The sequence below is a fragment of the Longimicrobium sp. genome, assembly GCF_036387355.1.
Classification (GTDB): Bacteria; Gemmatimonadota; Gemmatimonadetes; order Longimicrobiales; family Longimicrobiaceae; genus Longimicrobium.
Genome location: NZ_DASVTX010000010.1, coordinates 13,827 through 29,334 on the forward strand (window position 1 = coordinate 13,827; position 15,508 = coordinate 29,334).

11 protein-coding genes are annotated in these 15,508 nt (G+C 71.7%); 2 read left to right on the forward strand and 9 right to left on the reverse strand.

Annotation, left to right across the window (positions count from 1 at the left end):
* Positions 1-59: 59 nt before the first annotated feature.
* From VF665_RS00570 to VF665_RS00580, 3 genes are all read right to left on the reverse strand, one after another.
* Positions 60-2,222 carry a redoxin domain-containing protein gene (locus VF665_RS00570; protein WP_331051447.1) on the reverse strand — a complete coding sequence of 721 codons (2,163 nt, stop codon included), beginning with the start codon at positions 2,220-2,222 and terminating at the stop codon, positions 60-62.
* Positions 2,219-2,755, reverse strand: coding sequence for a sigma-70 family RNA polymerase sigma factor (locus tag VF665_RS00575; protein ID WP_331051448.1), 537 nt, complete (start codon positions 2,753-2,755; stop codon positions 2,219-2,221). Before VF665_RS00575 ends, VF665_RS00570 begins: the two co-directional genes overlap by 4 nt.
* 119 nt (positions 2,756-2,874) lie before the next feature.
* The gene (locus VF665_RS00580) at positions 2,875-3,798 is read right to left on the reverse strand and encodes a TIGR01777 family oxidoreductase (protein ID WP_331051449.1); all 924 of its coding nucleotides are present in this window, start codon (positions 3,796-3,798) and stop codon (positions 2,875-2,877) included.
* Positions 3,799-4,057: 259 nt separating this feature from the next.
* Here VF665_RS00580 and VF665_RS00585 point away from each other — a divergent pair, with 259 nt between their 5' ends.
* Positions 4,058-5,353 carry a hypothetical protein gene (locus VF665_RS00585; RefSeq protein ID WP_331051450.1) on the forward strand — a complete coding sequence of 432 codons (1,296 nt, stop codon included), beginning with the start codon at positions 4,058-4,060 and terminating at the stop codon, positions 5,351-5,353.
* An 855-nt stretch (positions 5,354-6,208) separates the two neighbouring features.
* On the opposite strand, the gene VF665_RS00590 is transcribed toward VF665_RS00585, so the two are convergent.
* From VF665_RS00590 to VF665_RS00605, 4 genes are all read right to left on the reverse strand, one after another.
* Positions 6,209-7,798: a peptide chain release factor 3 gene (locus VF665_RS00590; RefSeq protein ID WP_331051451.1), complete on the reverse strand. Its 1,590-nt coding sequence runs from the start codon at positions 7,796-7,798 to the stop codon at positions 6,209-6,211.
* Between the two features lie 95 nt (positions 7,799-7,893).
* Entirely contained in the window at positions 7,894-10,539 is a 2,646-nt protein-coding gene (locus tag VF665_RS00595) for a DUF5916 domain-containing protein (RefSeq protein ID WP_331051452.1), read from the reverse strand.
* 98 nt (positions 10,540-10,637) lie between these two features.
* Positions 10,638-11,327, reverse strand: a complete 690-nt coding sequence (locus VF665_RS00600) for a zf-TFIIB domain-containing protein (RefSeq protein WP_331051453.1) — start codon at positions 11,325-11,327, stop codon at positions 10,638-10,640.
* Entirely contained in the window at positions 11,320-11,772 is a 453-nt protein-coding gene (locus tag VF665_RS00605; RefSeq protein ID WP_331051454.1) for a hypothetical protein, read from the reverse strand. The genes VF665_RS00600 and VF665_RS00605 overlap by 8 nt, the downstream gene beginning before the upstream one ends.
* Before the next feature lie 376 nt (positions 11,773-12,148).
* On the opposite strand from VF665_RS00605, the gene VF665_RS25975 reads away from it, so the two are divergent.
* The gene (locus VF665_RS25975) at positions 12,149-12,343 is read left to right on the forward strand and encodes a helix-turn-helix domain-containing protein (protein ID WP_414677889.1); all 195 of its coding nucleotides are present in this window, start codon (positions 12,149-12,151) and stop codon (positions 12,341-12,343) included.
* A gap of 303 nt (positions 12,344-12,646) precedes the next feature.
* Here VF665_RS25975 and VF665_RS00610 read toward each other — a convergent pair whose 3' ends face one another.
* Both VF665_RS00610 and VF665_RS00615 read right to left on the reverse strand, forming a co-directional pair.
* Positions 12,647-14,197: an MBL fold metallo-hydrolase gene (locus tag VF665_RS00610; RefSeq protein ID WP_331051455.1), complete on the reverse strand. Its 1,551-nt coding sequence runs from the start codon at positions 14,195-14,197 to the stop codon at positions 12,647-12,649.
* 99 nt (positions 14,198-14,296) lie between these two features.
* Positions 14,297-15,508, reverse strand: a 1,212-nt coding sequence (locus VF665_RS00615; RefSeq protein WP_331051456.1) for a M56 family metallopeptidase, incomplete at its 5' end; no start/stop codon positions are given.

The following is a 15,508-nucleotide window of genomic DNA, read 5'->3' on the forward strand; positions in this document are numbered from 1 at the left end:
CCAGCATTGTAACGGATGATATCTGCCGGATTGCGTGCATTGTAACGGCTCCCGCGCGGCTACCTGTCCGCGTTTGTCACGGCCGCATCCACCGGAGCATCCGCGCCGTCGCGCAGGGCGTCAGCCTGGGCGAGCAGGTCTTCGGTTCCGTAGGTGTGAAAGCGGATGCGGCCCGTGCGGTCCAGGACGATGTAGTTGGGCGTTCCCTGGTTCTGCAGCGCGCGGCGGGCGGCGTTGTCTGGATCAAAGAAGACGGGGAACGTCAGCCCGTTGCTCGCCAGGAACTCGCGCAGCGCTGCGGGCGGCTCGTCGTGCGTGACGGTGATGACGCGCACGCCGCGGCGCCGCAGTTCGGCGGCGATCTGCTGCAGTTCGGGGAGATCCTGCTTGCTGGGCATGCACCAGCGCGACCAGAACGCCACCACCGTTACACTGTCGCTCCGGGCGGAAAAGGTCTGCTCGCCGCCGCCCGGGCGCTGCAGCCGGATCTCGCCACGCACCGGCAGGTTCACGGCGGACCGCATGACGCGCGCGCGCATCTCCCCGTGCCCAGCCGCCACCTCGCGCGCCCAGCCCGCCCGGTCGTAGCGCGCCCCGAGCATGGCCCGCGCGCTGTCCGCGAAGCCCGCCCCGGTGGACGGGTCGGCGGCCACGCGCGCCAGCAGCGGCAGCGCCCCGGCGGTGTCGCCCACCTGCAGCCGCACCTGCGCCGCGCCGCGGAATACGGCGGGGTCCCACGTGGCCGCCACGGCGCGCGAGAGCGTGTCCAGCGCCGCGCGGGTGCTGCCGGTTTCCGCCAGCGCGCGGCCCAGCAGCCCCAGGAACAAGCCGCGCGCGCCATCGCTCGACCGTTCGTGCTCCGCGCGCGTGGCAGTGAGCGGACGCCGGTCATCGCCGCCGGCGTCCAGGTCGCGGAGCGCGAGCCGGGTGCGCTCCATCGCGGCGGGGCGGATGGCCGGGCGCGTCATGCTCATCCGCGCCAGGACCGCGATGAAACGAGGTTCTATCCGTACCATACGGTCGCCCCAGCGCAGCAGGGCCTCGTCGTCACCCGCCGCCGCCGCGAGCTGAAACCCGCTGAACGGCACCTGCGCCGCGACCGCGTCCCCGCTGGGCTCCCACATCCGCTCCAGTTCCGCCAGCCGCTCGGGCCCGCGGCCACGCACCACCTGAAAGACGCGGTGCCTTCGCGACGTGACGTCCAGCGGCGCGTTGCGGTACATCCAATCCCGCCACTCGTGCGCCGCCGCCGAGTCGTCCAGCGCGTCGGCGTACCACAGCACGCCGCTCACCTCTTCCGCCGTCCGTGCGCTCCGGGCGCGCAGCCGTGCGGAAAACGCCTGCAGCCGCGCGCGGTGCTCGCGCGTCACGCTGTCCGCCCGCTCGCGGGTTGCGTTGGCCGTCTGCGCGTGGAACAGCCACATCCACCCATCCACGCGCTCCGGATACAGCTCCGTCATCCGCCGCGCGGTCTGCTCCATCAGGCGCGTGTCGCGGCTCTGCACGTCATCCACACGCTGCAGCAGCGCGTCCGGAAGCGGGCGGCCTGCGCGGTCGTGCGCCATCAGGTCCCACTGCTCGCCGTTGTGGTCCACCCGCGACGCGCCGCCGTTCTCCACCGCGAACACCGCGTACACGGCGGAGTCGGGAAAGGCGAAGCGGCCACGGTACTCGCTCCCGTCCCGCCGCAGCGTGCCCAGGCGCACGGTGGGCGCCCCGGCCATCCCGCGCCCCGCCGCGGTGAGCAGCCGTGCGCGCAGCACCAGGCTGTCCGCGCCGGCCAGCAGCGCTCCCGCACGGTACACGACACCGACGTCCCCGCCCGCGACGGGGGTCGCGGGGGAAAAGCTGAGTTCGCTGGCTTCCGCCGCGGCCTCCCGCGTGGAGCGGATGGCCGCCGCCGCGCCCGCGAGCAGAAGCAGCACGCCCGCCGCGATGCGCAGCCAGGGCGTGCGGCGCGTGACGGGAACCGCCTCGGTCGAGGCCACAGGGAGCAGCACCGCGTCCCCGGCGGAAACGCGCGCCGCGATGGCGTCCCAGGCAGCGGGCGAGGGCGCCGCGTCTGTGGCGCGGGTGAGCGCGGCGGGGAACTCGCGCATGTCCGCCACGGCGCGGCGGCAGTCGGCGCAGCGCTCCAGGTGGGCGGCCACGCCCGCGCGCGCGGCGTTGTTCAGCGTGCCCGCGGCGTACCCGTGCAGGCGCGAAGTGGATGGATGAATCACGATGCGGCTCCGGAGCGGAGGTGTTTCCATGCGCGGAACAGCCGCACCGCCGAGGTGCCGGCCGAGACGCCCAGCAGGGCGCCGATCTCGTCGTGCGAGTAGCCCTCGATCTCCTTGAGCACGAGGACGATGCGCAGCTTCTCGGGGAGCAGCCGCAGCCGGCGCTGCAGCGCCAGGCGGTCCAGCGCCGACTCGCCATCGGGCGACGCAAGCTCGGGGAGGTCGTCGAACGCGTCCTCGCGGCGGCGGGCACGGCCGCGCAGCCGCATGAGCGCGGTGCGGACGGCCACGCGCCGCAGCCACGCCTCCAGCCGGCCGCGCTCCTGGTAGCCGGCCAGCGCGCGGGGAAGGCCCACGAACACGTCCTGCACTACGTCTTCCGCGTCCGGACGGGTGCCCAGGATGCGGTACGCGGCGCCGAACACGGCGGGGGAGTGGCGTTGATACAGCGTGCCGAGCGCGTTCAGCGAGCCGCCGCGCACGTCGCGGACAAGCTCGTCTTCGGCGGGAACGGAGGGGCTCAAGCGGAGCATGGAAGGAGTGGGTGGGCGGCGGAGGCCGTGCTGCTCGAACCTCCAGTGCCGCCCGCCCGGCGAATCTTACATTGCCCGTTTACGCCACGGATGCGCGGCAACGGGTCCGGCCGGCGAAGTCAGCCGCCGCGGATGGCGGCGTGCAGCGCATCGTCCAGCGTGGGATGGCGATAGGTGAACCCGAGCTCCCGCAGGCGGCCGGGCTCCGCGCGCTGGCTGCCCAGCAGCGCCTCGTCCGCCATCTCGCCGAACAGGGCGCGCAGCGCGAACCCCGGAGCCGGGAGGAACGCCGGGCGGTTGACCGCGCGGCCCAGGGCGCGGGTGAAGTCCTGGTTGCGCGCGCTGCCGGTGATGGCGTTCAGCACGCCGCGGTAGCGCGGGTCGCGCAGGGAACTCATGATCATCTCCACCGCGTCGTCCAGCGACAGCCAGGGCATCCACTGGCGGCCGTTGCCTACGGGGCCACCCACGCCCATGCGAAAGGGGAGCAGAAGCTGCTTGAGCGCGCCGCCCTTTGCGCTCAGCACGATGCCGAAGCGCAGCTTCACCACGCGGATCCCCGCTTCTTCCGCCATCGCCGAGGCGCCTTCCCACGCGCGCCCCACGTCGGCGAGAAATCCCTTTCCCGCCGCGGACGCCTCGTTCAGCACCTCGTCGCCGCGGTCGCCGTAGATGCCGGTGGCCGCAGCCTGCACGAACACGCTCGGGCGCCGCGTCATGTGCGCCGCGGTGCGGGCGATGAGCCGCGTTCCCTTGACGCGGCTTTCCATGATGCTGCGCTTCTTGTCCTCCGTCCACCGCGTGCCGACGTTTTCGCCGGCCAGGTGAACGATCGCGTCCACCCCTTCCAGCGCGGCGGCGTCGATGGTTTCCGCCTGCGGATCCCACACCACGTCGCCGGGCCCGGCCCGGCCGCGCACCACGCGCACGACGGTGTGCCCGTCGCGCTTCAGCCGCTCCACCAGCGCCGAGCCGATCAGTCCGGTGGACCCGGTCACCGCCACGCGCATCGATCCCGCCGTGGCGGAAGAAGTATCAGTCATCGTCATCATCCGTTCAGGAGAAATCCGCCCGCTCCACCCCACGCACAACCCGTACTCCGCCCCGAATCTCTGCCCTGCACCGACCAACGGCACCACTCTTCCCGTTCTCCGCCGCGCCGGGCCCCCTATTCCCTATTCCCTATTCCCTATTCCTTATTCCCTATTCCCTATTCCCTACTCCCTGCCCCTCTCCCTTGCTTCGGCTTTTCTTCACCCGTAACCTGTGCGCACGTTCGCCCGCTGACCTGAACCGGTAGCCGTGACCTTTCGCCCGCCCGACCTCGAGTCGTTCTCCAGTGCCGTCGCCGGCGGGTTTGCCGCGCGATGGGCCCGGGGCGTGGCGCGCCGCGCGGCCGAGGCGCGGGTGGACGGCGATGATGATACGGCATCCGCGTGGTTCGTGGATGGGTTCGCCGGCGCGGATCTGCAGCGCGCCGCGCTCGTCGGCCGCTCCACCGTGCAGCCGGCCGCGGTCGCCGCCGTTCGCGCGATGGCGGATGTGGAGATGCCGATGCGCATCGTGCTGGTGGAGGAAGATCCCGGCCTGGTCGCGCGCCTGGCGGATGCGCTGGCCGGCATCGGCGCGGCGGACCGCCTCCGGCGCATCACCGATCCCGCCACCGTGCAGCCCGGCGAGATCGGCTTGATGGAATCCGCCTTCGCCGCCGCCGCCCCTGCGCTCGCCGCCGCGGCCGGGGACGATCCGCTGCTGCTGCGCCTGGCCCCGCTGACGGCGCGCGCGCTGCCGTGGACCGCGCTGCACCGCTTCGCCTCGCTCCCCGTGGCGGACCTGCTGGTGCGCGTTCCCGAGGAGGACTTTCGCAAGCAGGCGCGCTTTTCCGGGCCGCTGGCAGACTATCCGCCCCATCTGCGGCGCGTGGTGGAGGGCTGCTCCGCGTTGCTGGGAGATGACCGGAACGCCTGGCTGGTGGCGTGGCGTGTGGCGGAGCGGGCGGGCGGGGTGGATGCGGCGCTCGCTGCCATGGCGGAGCGGTTGCGCCTTCTGCTTTCCGCCACGGAAGAGGGCGAGCGGAGCGTGCGCACGCAGCTGCTGGAGGCGGGAAAGGATTCCGTCCGGGTGGTGCTTTCTGCCTCGCGCCCCGAGCATCCGCTGGAGTTGAACGGCGCGATCGGGGACGCGGGCGGAGAGGTCGCGCTGACTGTCGGCGTCCGCGCGGAGGCCGAAGAGGAGCCGCCGCCGGAGCCGGAGCCATCTCCCGTGCTGGAGCTGTTCCCCGTGTTGCCGGCCGCCCCGGAGCCGCGCCCCCGCGGCCCGGACCTGCAGGCGATCGCGAACGATCTGCACGCCCGTCACCGCGGCGCGCTGGTCCTGTTCCGCGACCTGCTCGCGAGCTTGGCGGAAAGTGGATTGGCGCCGGAGCAGGTCCGCGCCGCCCTTGCCCTGCTCAAGCGCGAAAGCCGCGTGCGCTACCGCGGCCTGGACGCGCCCGATGCTGAGGTGGATTTCCTGCTGGAGCCCACGCCGCCCGCGCCCCGTGTGAAGAAGGCGCGGAAGTCGTTGCCGGGAGAGCTGGGGTTGTTTGATGACAACTAGGGGACGGCAGGGCTTCGGGATTCGGACGGGCGGGCCGGTGGACTGCGCCTCCGAGTGTCTGGCGATGCAACCTGTTGCGCCGCATAGGCTTGTCATCCTGAGGAGGCGCCGGAGGCACTTGCGTCCACACGGTAGTCTCGCGCCGACGAAGGATCTGCTGTCCCCGCGAGAACGGGCGTGCGTGTCGCGAGGTTGGCTCGGTGGATAGTAGATCCTTCGACTCCGCGCCACAGTTCGGAGCCGCGGAAAGTCCGGTGCAGCGCTCCGCTCAGGATGACCGTCCCGTCAGGCGGGCACGATTCAACAGACGCGCTCATAGGGACAAATCTCTGACGGGGTGCAAGTTAGCCCCGCTCAGGCGCCCCCCGATGCGTGTACCCCGCACCGATGCAGCCGCCCCAGTCCGCGAAGGCGGATTTCGTGCTTTTCCAGCGGCGAATTCATTCGCTCTGGGCAGGCGGACGCGCCGGTTTTGGGGCTTCGCACCGATGCCTCCGCCCCAGTCCGCGAAGGCGGACTTCGTGCTTTCCCAGCGGCGAATTCATTCGCTCTGGGCAGGCGGACGCACCGATATGGGGGCTTCGCACCGATGCCTCCGCCCCAGTCCGCGCAGGCGGACTTCGTGCTTTTCCAGCGGCGAATTCATTCGCTCTGGACGGGCGGACGCGCCGGGGACCGGCTCGGAGAACTATCCTCGGGCCGGCCCCGGGGCGGACTCGGTGCTCTTCATCGGCAATCATTCGCTCTGGACGGGCGGACGCGCCTATGCCGGACTTCATCACCGACTCCGGATCGTCGACCAGAACAGAAAAGCCCCGCCGGTCGGCGGGGCTTTTCTCATCGATCAAACAGCGGTCACGGGGCGACGTCGTAAAAGACGAGGTCCTTTTCGCGGTCCACCGTGGTGCGCATGGTCCACTCGCTGTCGAACAGCACCAGCGGCTTGTGCTTGGCATCGTACACCAGCATGCGGCCGTGCCCGTGCGCCAGCCGCTCGATCTCGCGGATGGGCCCATCCACCCAGCGCGCGCCCGTGTACGACATGTGCTCCAGCCGCGCCTTGACGTTGTACTCATGCTCGAGGCGGTGCAGCAGCACGTCGAACTGCAGCTTGCCCACCGCGCCCACGATGGGCGCCGGGCCGGTGAGCGACTCGGCGTAGAACACCTGCGCCGCACCCTCCTCCGAAAGCTGCTGCAGCCCCGTATCCAGCTGCTTGCGCTTCATGGGATCGCCAATGACGATCCGCGCGAAGTGCTCCGGCGAGAACCGCGGAATTCCGCCGAACTCCAGGTCGCCGTCCGCCGAAAGCGTGTCGCCGATGCGCAGGTTGCCGCGGTCGTGAATGCCGATCACGTCGCCCGGCCACGCCTCGTCAATCAGCGTGCGCTCCCGCGCCATGAACTGCGTGGGGCTCGCCAGCCGGATGGGCTTGCCGCTGCGGATGTGCTTTACCTGCATTCCCGCTTCGAACCGGCCGGAGCAGATGCGCACAAAGGCGATGCGGTCGCGGTGCTTGGGGTCCATGTTCGCCTGGATCTTGAACACGAACCCCGTGAACGCGGTCTCCTCCGGCTCCACCATGCGCGTGCTGGACTCGCGCGGCCCCGGCGCCGGCGCCAGCTGAAGGAAGCGGCGCAGAAACGGCTCCAGCCCGAAGTTGGTCAGCGCGCTCCCGAAGAACACGGGCGACACCTCTCCCGCCAGGAACGCTTCTTCGCTGAACTCCGCCCCCGCCATCTCCAGCAGCTCCAGGTCTTCCAGAAGCTGCCCGATGGCGCGTTCCGGAAGGGCGGCCAGGATGTGGTCGTCGTCCAGCGCGCCCTCGTGCGTTTCCACCCGGCTGCTGCCGTGGTCTTCGCCGCGCTCAAAGAGGTACACGCGCTCGTCCACCCGGTCGTATACGCCCAGAAAGCGGTCGCCGTCCAGGATGGGCCACATCATGGGATAGCACTTCATCCCCAGCTCGCGCTCCACGTCGTCGATCAGCTGCAGCACCGGCGCGCCCGGCCGGTCGCACTTGTTGACGAAGGTGAACACGGGCGTCTTTCGCAGCCGGCACACCTCGAACAGCTTGCGCGTCTGCTCCTCGACCCCCTTGCGGTTGTCCAGCAGCATCACGGCGCTGTCCGCGGCCATCAGCGTGCGGTAGGTGTCCTCGCTGAAGTCCTGGTGGCCGGGGGTGTCCAGCAGGTTGATGGACTTGCCCAGGTAGTCGAACTGCAGCACGCTGGAGGTCACGCTGATCCCGCGCTCCTGCTCCATCTGCATCCAGTCCGAGGTGGCGTGCCGCGCCGCGCGCCGCGCCTTGACGCTCCCCGCCAGGTGAATCGCTCCCCCGTACAGGAGCAGCTTTTCGGTCAGGGTCGTCTTGCCCGCGTCGGGGTGGCTGATAATGGCAAAGGTCCGCCGCCGGCGGACCTCTTCGCTCAACGTGCCGCTCATGGAAGTCGTTGTACGAGTTCGTGTTCAACCCTGCAATCTAACACGTCCGCCGCCCATGCTCAACGCGGGCGGCGGCGCGGGCTCCCGCGCGCGGCTCAGCGCACGGGCAGCCAGTACGTCATCTTGAGCGCCACAAAGTTGTTACCCGGCACCTCGAACAGGTCGCCCAGCGCGCGCGGGCCCACCGCGTCGCCGTACGGCAGCGCCGACGAGCGGTCCTGCTGCCACACCAGAAAGAGCGTGCTCCCGGGCCGCCACTCCCACCGCAGCACCGTGTTGCTGCGCAGCGAGCGCACGTTGAAGTCGCGGGCGATGGTCTCCGGCTCGTCGCCGGCAAGGAAGACGTGGGCCCCCGGCGAGCACGGCTCCGCCTCCGCCGTCCGGCACGCCACGATCTCCGTATCGTCCAGCGGATCCAGGGTGAAGCTGCGCCCCCGCGGCACCTGCCCGAAGCGCGAGTACCGGCCGCTGGCGGCAAAGGGCTCGGCGTAGACTTCCACCGACAGGTCCGGCGTGACGGTGTAGGAGATGCGCACCGGCGCGGCCAGAGTGCTGCGGTCGATGGCGGAAAAGACGTAGCGAACGCCCTGCGTCGCCTCCGGCCCGCCGGCCAGCCGCGCCACGTACTGCCGCGCCTCTCGGTCGCGCTCGTAGTACGGCTCCAGCGCGATCTGCCAGTTGGGCCCGGGGTTCATGGCGGCCGACGTTTCCACCCCCCACTCGCGGCCGCCCTGCGCGTCGCGCCCCGCCTTGGCGCCCGCGGACCAGCGCACCAGCGAGGTCTGCGGCCCGCGCACGCCCAGGTCCGCGACCACCGCGCGGCCGAAGCCCAGCCGCGGCCCGCCGCGCGTGGCCGAGGCGTCCAGCCGGCGCATCTCCATCCGCACGCCGCCCTGCGTGTGCCAGTAGTTGGCCCACGTCACCCCGCCGCCCAGCGACACGTTGCCGTGGCGGCGCAGCCCCTGGTAGTCCCACCCGTTCTCCGTCTCCAGCTCGATCTCGTAGCCGCGGTGCGCGCCGGAAGGCTGCGTTTCGCGGTACACGATCTCGCCGTCCGCCGTGGAGTAGTCGGCCACCTGCATGCGGCCCGTCTCGTTGACGTCAAAGCCGGGGGAGATGGCGCTCACCCCCACGCCCCACAGCCAGTGGCGCGCGTTCCTGCGCTCCAGCGAAACGCCCGCGGTGTAGCCGTTCAGCCCGGTGCGGGCGGGGTCCAGCACGGCGTAGTCGCGGTCCGGCCGCTGAAAGAAGTGCGCGGGGGCGGACTGCACGCGGCGGATGGCGGCGGTGTCGCCGCGCAGCATGCTGCCGCCCACGAACCCGCCGACCTCGTAGTCGCCGCCGCGCAGGCGCAGCTTCCAGTCGGCGCCGCCGCTCACGGCGGTGCGCGGCAGCCACGCGGCGTCCAGCCCGCCCGCTTCCGTCCCGCGCTGCACGGCGGAGAAGTTGATGCCCGCCACCGACGCGTTGGCGCCGAACTCCTGCGCCGCGCGCACCACGCCCCACGCCGTGCGGGGCGCCAGGCGCACGGAGCGGATCTCTCCGTCCTCGTTCACGAAGCGCGCGTTCGCCTCGTCCGTCACCGCGGCCAGCGCGCCGAGCGACAGGCCGCGCTGCGTGCGCCCGGTCAGCTTGGCGGCGCCCAGAATGGTGGAGTTGCGCGGCTCGTCCACGTAGTCGGCGTCCACCCGGGCACGCGGCGCCGCGCCGATGCGGCGGGAGTAGAAGTAGCGAGGGCCGTCCGCCGCCAGGTAGCGGCTCCCCTCCGTAAAGAAGGGGCGCCGCTCGGCGAAGAACGTCTCAAACGCGCTCAGGTTCACCTCCGCCGGGTCCGCCTCCACCTGGCCGAAGTCCGGGTTCAGCGTGGCCTCCAGCGTAAGGCTGCTCCCCAGCCCGATGCGGGCGTCGCCGCCGGCGCGCACCGTGCCCGAACGCGCGCGTGCGAACGGGTCGTCCGCGTCCACCTGGCCGCGGCGCGTTCCCTCCGCCGCCACGTACGGCACCAGCTCAATGCGGCGCGAGGGCCGCACCCCGCGGATTCCCGTCAGCTCGCCAAAGCGCGAGCTCCACGCCTCCACGCCGCGGGGAACGGCGATCCAGTACACGTCCTCTTCGCGGGAGGGGACGTAGCGGTTCAGATTGATCCCCCACAGCTGCACGGGGAGATCGTTGAAGCGGAGCTGGCTGAAGGGGATGCGCATTTCCGCCGTCCACCCCGCGCTGTCCATCCGCGCCTGGGCGGACCAGACGGGGTTGAAGGAAGCGTCGCGGTTGTACTGCTGGTCGTCGCCGTGATAGTAGTCCAGCCGCACCCCCGCGGCGGTGACGCCAAAGGTGTAGGCCGTGCGCCGGTCCAGATACGTGTCGAGCGACACGAGGAGGCGCTCCGCCTGCCCGCCGTTGTCGCGGCGGCTGATGGGCGCGGTCATGGAGCGCGGGTCGCGGGCGTACATGCGCGCGCCGACGTACAGCGCGTCGTCGTCGTACAGGAAGCGCACTTCGGTGCGGTCCACGGGCGCGGCGCCCTCCACCGGCTCCTTCTGCACAAAGTCCGACATCACGGGCGCGGCGGCCCAGGCGGCGTCGTCAAGCCGGCCGTCCACCTGCGGCGCGGCGCCGCCGATGCGCACGGCCTGGTGCTGCTTGCGCGCGGGCGCCTGCGCGCCGGCGGAGGCGATGCACAGGCATGCAGCGCAAAAGGCGCACGCCGCGGCGCGCGCCCGTCCATGAATTCGGATCACGATGTCGGTCGGTCTGATCTGCGGAAGGGGATGCAGCCGGGGAAGATAACGGCACGCACGCCGTTCATCCACCACCCGCCCTGGCCGGGCCGCGCGGATCAGAAGTCCAGCGAGCCCAGAATTTCGGCGATCAGGCCGAAGACGGCCCCGGCCGCGTCTCCCGCGGCTTCCAGCAGCCACAGGAGCACTCCCGGCGCCTCCGCCACGATCTCGGGAAGGACTGAGGCGGCCTCCCACCCCGCGGACACGGCGTGCCCGGTGACTTCCACGGCGGAAACGGCGAGGTCCGGCGCGTACCACAGGACCTCGAACAGGGCGTCGGCCCCGTGCAGCCCCAGCTCCATCACTCCCCCGGCGCTGCGGGTGCCCACCGCGGCGTGGATGGCCGCGGTCCAGAGCGTCACCAGTTCGGCGTGGTCCAGCCACACGCCCCGGCACGGGCCGCACACGTCCAGCGTCACGCCCCCGCTCTGCTTGCGGCTCATGGCGGTGCCGCAGCCGGGGCACTGCAGCACGTTGGGAAAACCGCAGCCCTTGCATCGCGGCGCGTTGCGCTTGAGCGGCGCCTGGCAGCCATGGCACAGATAGCTGGATTCCGACCGTCCGCCCAGCGCGGCGCACGCGGCCGCCTCCGGAACGGCCACCAGCCGGGGAGCGTCCACGTCCAGAATCCAGTTCCCGCCGCAACGCGGGCAGTGGTCGATGTGCAGGCCGGGCCGGACGGGCACCTTCTGCAGCACCACGCCCAGGCAGGCGGGGCAGGCGAGCCGGGTGAGCGTGTCAGTCATCGAGGATCCCCCGGGCGGTGCGTTTGTCCGCAAGCTGGCGCAGGCCGGGAAAGGCGTACACCAGGTGCCCGCCGTCCGTCACCTCCAGCTCCGCGCGGCCCCGGGCCACCATGCCGTCCAGCGTGTCGCGCACCACGTCCTCGGACAGGTGCAGCGACAATCCCGCCTCCAGCGCCATCAGCTTGCCGCCGCTGCGCTGGGCCAGGCGCATCAGCTCGGCCTCGGTGGCGTTGCGGCGGAGTGCCGCCTTGTGGCCGTGAACGCGGCTCCTGTCCTGGAGATGGCTGCGCACCAGCAGCAGCGCGCTCACCGCCGGCAGCACCACGGTGAGCGCCAGCGCCGCGATGATGGCGCCGGTGGAAGCCGCGGTGGTGGTGTTCAGGAATCCCGCGAGCATGAACAGGGAGATGAGTCCCAGCCCGGCGGCGGCGGCGAGTTTCTTCACGGGATCGGCTCCGGTGCGGATGTCAGACCTGCTCCCCTTCCTACGACGGAACCCGGCCGCCGCGGGTTTCGCCTTTGGCGCGGAAACAGTACCCCTCCGCCTCCCGCGCATGAATGGGTCATCCGCCGGATCATCGCCCCGGTCTCGTCTGCCGCTCTGGAACCGGGCCACCCCACGTCTACGCTCCACGGCTTCCGCGCTGCCGCACGTCCGCACACTCCCCACGTTCCACAGGCAGCCACCACAGCCGCGATCGCTATCTTTGGATGTGTTAGCGATCGTTGACATAAGCTCACATGTCAGCGATCGCTAACATGCCCAGATCGGCTTTTCATCGAGGATCTACGAAAGAGAGTGCATACGATTCGAGATCGGGTTGCTGGTGCGCACGGAGCGCAAGCGGCTGGGTCTGTCTCTGCAACAGGTAGCCGAACGCGTCGGATGCACCCGGCAGTGGGTGGCCGCGCTGGAACGCGGGGGCGAGCGCCTGGAAGTGTCGCTGATGTTGCGAACGCTTTCCGCGTTGGGGATTGGCCTTGACGCACAACTCTCGGATAGGGCGGAACGGTGAGGTTTGGTGCCATCAGCAACGATCAGCCAGGTACTAGTGATCGCTCACCTGCCCGGAGGTGGTGAGCGATCATCTACGTTCCCGTGCGGACGGACACGCCGACGCCCGCCGTTCGCACGATGCAGCCGATGCAGCCGATGCAGTCCGCGCAGGCGGACTTCGTGCTTTCCAGCGGCGAATTCATTCGCTCTGGACAGGCCGGCGCGCCGGTTCTCACGGCCCGCGACGATGCAGCCGATGCAGTCCGCGCAGGCGGACTTCGCGCCGTTGTTGCCGCGACTTCAGTCGCCCGCCTGCGCAGTGTCAACGCAGCGTTTCGGCCTTGCGCAGGGCCGCGCGCAGGTCATCCATCGTGCCGTTCATCCCGTGCACGGCGCCGATGTTCGCAACGTCGAGGCGAAAGCGGCGGATGATTGCGTCCAGGTCGCGCGTGGCCTCCGGCGACATGACTGGGCCGCTCCCCTCGTTGATGCGCAGCAGGTCGCCCTGAAACAGCAGGCGCTCCGACGGAACGTAGACGGCCAGCATGGCCGCCGCGTGCGACGTGGGCCCCACGTTGATCACCTCCACGCGCGACCCGCCCGCCGGGAACGACCGCCGCCCCGTCACCCCTTCAATGCGCGGCTCCGCGACCGCCGCCGCCTGCCCGCCGATGCGGCCGAAGCCGCGCGTGATCCTCGTCATCCGGCGCAGGTACGGCTCGCTTCCCGCCGCCGCCAGCACCGTCGCGCCGCGCGCCACGTACGCCTGCACGCCGCCGATGTGGTCGCCGTGGTGGTGCGTCAGCACCAGCCAGCGGAAGGGACGGCCGGGGAACACCTTTTCGATCTCGCGGATGGCCGCTTCGCTGAACTCCGCGGAGAGCGGCGCATCCACCACCAGCAGCCCTTCGTCCGTATCCACCACCAGCGAGCGGTACGAACCGTTGATCCGCTCTATGTAGGCGACGCGTTCCGAGAGCCGCACCGAGCCGAGCGGCGCGGGAGGAACGGCCGCCGTGTAGCCCGCGGGGACGGCGAACAGCGAGTCCGGCAGGTCTGCGGACGCGCGGAAGTGCGCCAGCCGCTGGCGCCCCGTCAGCACGCCGTTCCACCGCAGTTCCAGCGCACGCGGCACCCGGAATCCGTCCATCGTGGCGTAGTCGCTGTAGATCGTGGCGTCCACCTCGTCGCCCAGCGAGCCCGCGCCCATTTCCTCGCGCCGGGTGAGCAGGTGCGTTTCCGCGTCGAAGTACAGCGTCACGGGGTCACCCTCCGCCGTGCTGAACGCTACCGCCTCTTCCCGCCGCCCGCCGCGCTCCACCGTCCCCAGGTGCCGAAGCGTGGAGGCGCGACCCATCGCCGCGCGGATGGCCAGCACCGGCAGGTTCAGCCCGGCGGACGCGAGAAAGCGCCGCGCCGTCGTCCCGGTCGTGTCGCGGCTGAAGGTGACGCCGCCCATCCCGCGCTCCGCCGCGGGGTTGTAGGACAGGAACTCACGCCCGTTTCCCGCCAGGCGCGAGGCGTTCAGGTATCCTCCGCCAAAGCGCGCCTCGCGGTCCGTCACAAAGCGCGAGCGGGCGTAGTCGATCCGCACGTCGAGCATGGCCGCGCGCGCGTTCCCGGCCGTGTCCCATGAAACGGAGGGGATGCGGCCCTGCGTGGGCGCGTAGTCCTGGCCTTCCCAGCGAAAGCTGGCGGCGTTCAGCCCCCGGACGGCCTCCACGCCGCCGTGCGCCTCGGCGGCCAGGCGCACCACCTCCGCGGCGCGGCGGTACGAATCCCAGAGCGGCCCCTCCGGCCCCTGCGCGGGGAGTGAGGCGGGCGCGAGCAGCGCGGCGGCGAACGCCATGCGCGTGACGGACGAGCGGATCATGGGCAGGCTCCGGGGGACGGGTGTATGTGCCAAAATTTTGGCTCCTGTGAGCGTGAAGAAAGCCGGCCGTCGATCGGCCGGCGGCGAGCGGCATACCGGTCAGCGGGGAACTTCGGTCGATGAACAGCCGGGGGTGAAGCAGCGGCCCGGCCAGCCGGGGGCGCCGCGTTCCGCCCAACGCGGATCGCGGAGCCCCGCGCCAAAGCGCGCCATAGCCCGTACGCGCACCTCCGGCTCCGCGCGCATGGCCCGGTGCAGCGCCGCGACGGACGCCGCGTCGCCAAAGCGCGCGATGCTTTCCGCGGCGCTGGCGCGCGTCGTCCAGTCCGCCGAGCCCAGTGCGCGCCACTGCACGTCCGGCCGGGGGCTCAGCCGCACCGTCCCGACCGCCAGCACCAGCGCCACGGACGCGAGCGCAACGGCGGGCACGGCGCCCCGGGGCGCGCGGCGGGGCGGCTGGCGCGGATCCAGGATGGTGCGCAGCCGGGCGCGAAGCTGCGAGCGGCGCAGCAGCCCGGCGGCCACAATGGCGGGTCCCATCCCCCGCGCGGTGTGCAGCCGGTCCGCGATGCGCAGCAGGCACTCCGCGTAGTCCGACGGACGCACGCCGGCCAGCAGCACGCGCTCGTCGCAGGCCCTCTCGCGCTCGATCCGCAGGCGGTGCGCGGCCCACCACGCGCCGGGGTGAAACCACCACGCCGCGCAGGTCAGGTGGGCAAAGAGGGCGAGCAGGCAGTCCAGCCGGCGCACGTGCGCCATCTCGTGCAGCAGCACGGCCCGGCGGTGCGCGGCCGGCCACGTGTCCGCGTCCGCGGGAAGGACGATGGCGGGCCGCAGCGTTCCCCAGGTGAGCGGCACCTCCATCCCCGGCGCGCGCAGCAGTCGCACCCGGCGCCGCACTCCCAGCGCGCGGGCCGCCTCATCCGCCATCCCGATCCAGTCCGCATCCGCCACCGGCCGTGCACGCCGCGCGGCGAGGGCGAGCGCCGTCCATCCCCACGCCAGGCGCAGGAGGACGAGCGCGGCGCCGGCGAGCCAGACCATCCCCAGCACCGAGGTCCACGGGGTGCGGGCGGCGCCGGGCCAGATCTGCGCGACCATCGTCCCCCCGATCGCCACCATCGGCCGGGCCAGCGCGGCGGGCACCACGTGCGCGCTCCACGCCAGCGGAACGCCGCGCAGGGCGGGGAGGGGAAGCAGCGCGAGCAGCGCCGCCGCCCACACCGCCGCGCGGACGTTGGCGGATGCGCGGCGCAGCAGGAGGGCGGCGCAGGCGAGCGCCAGCAGCACGACCGTGGCGCGAAGGGAGGT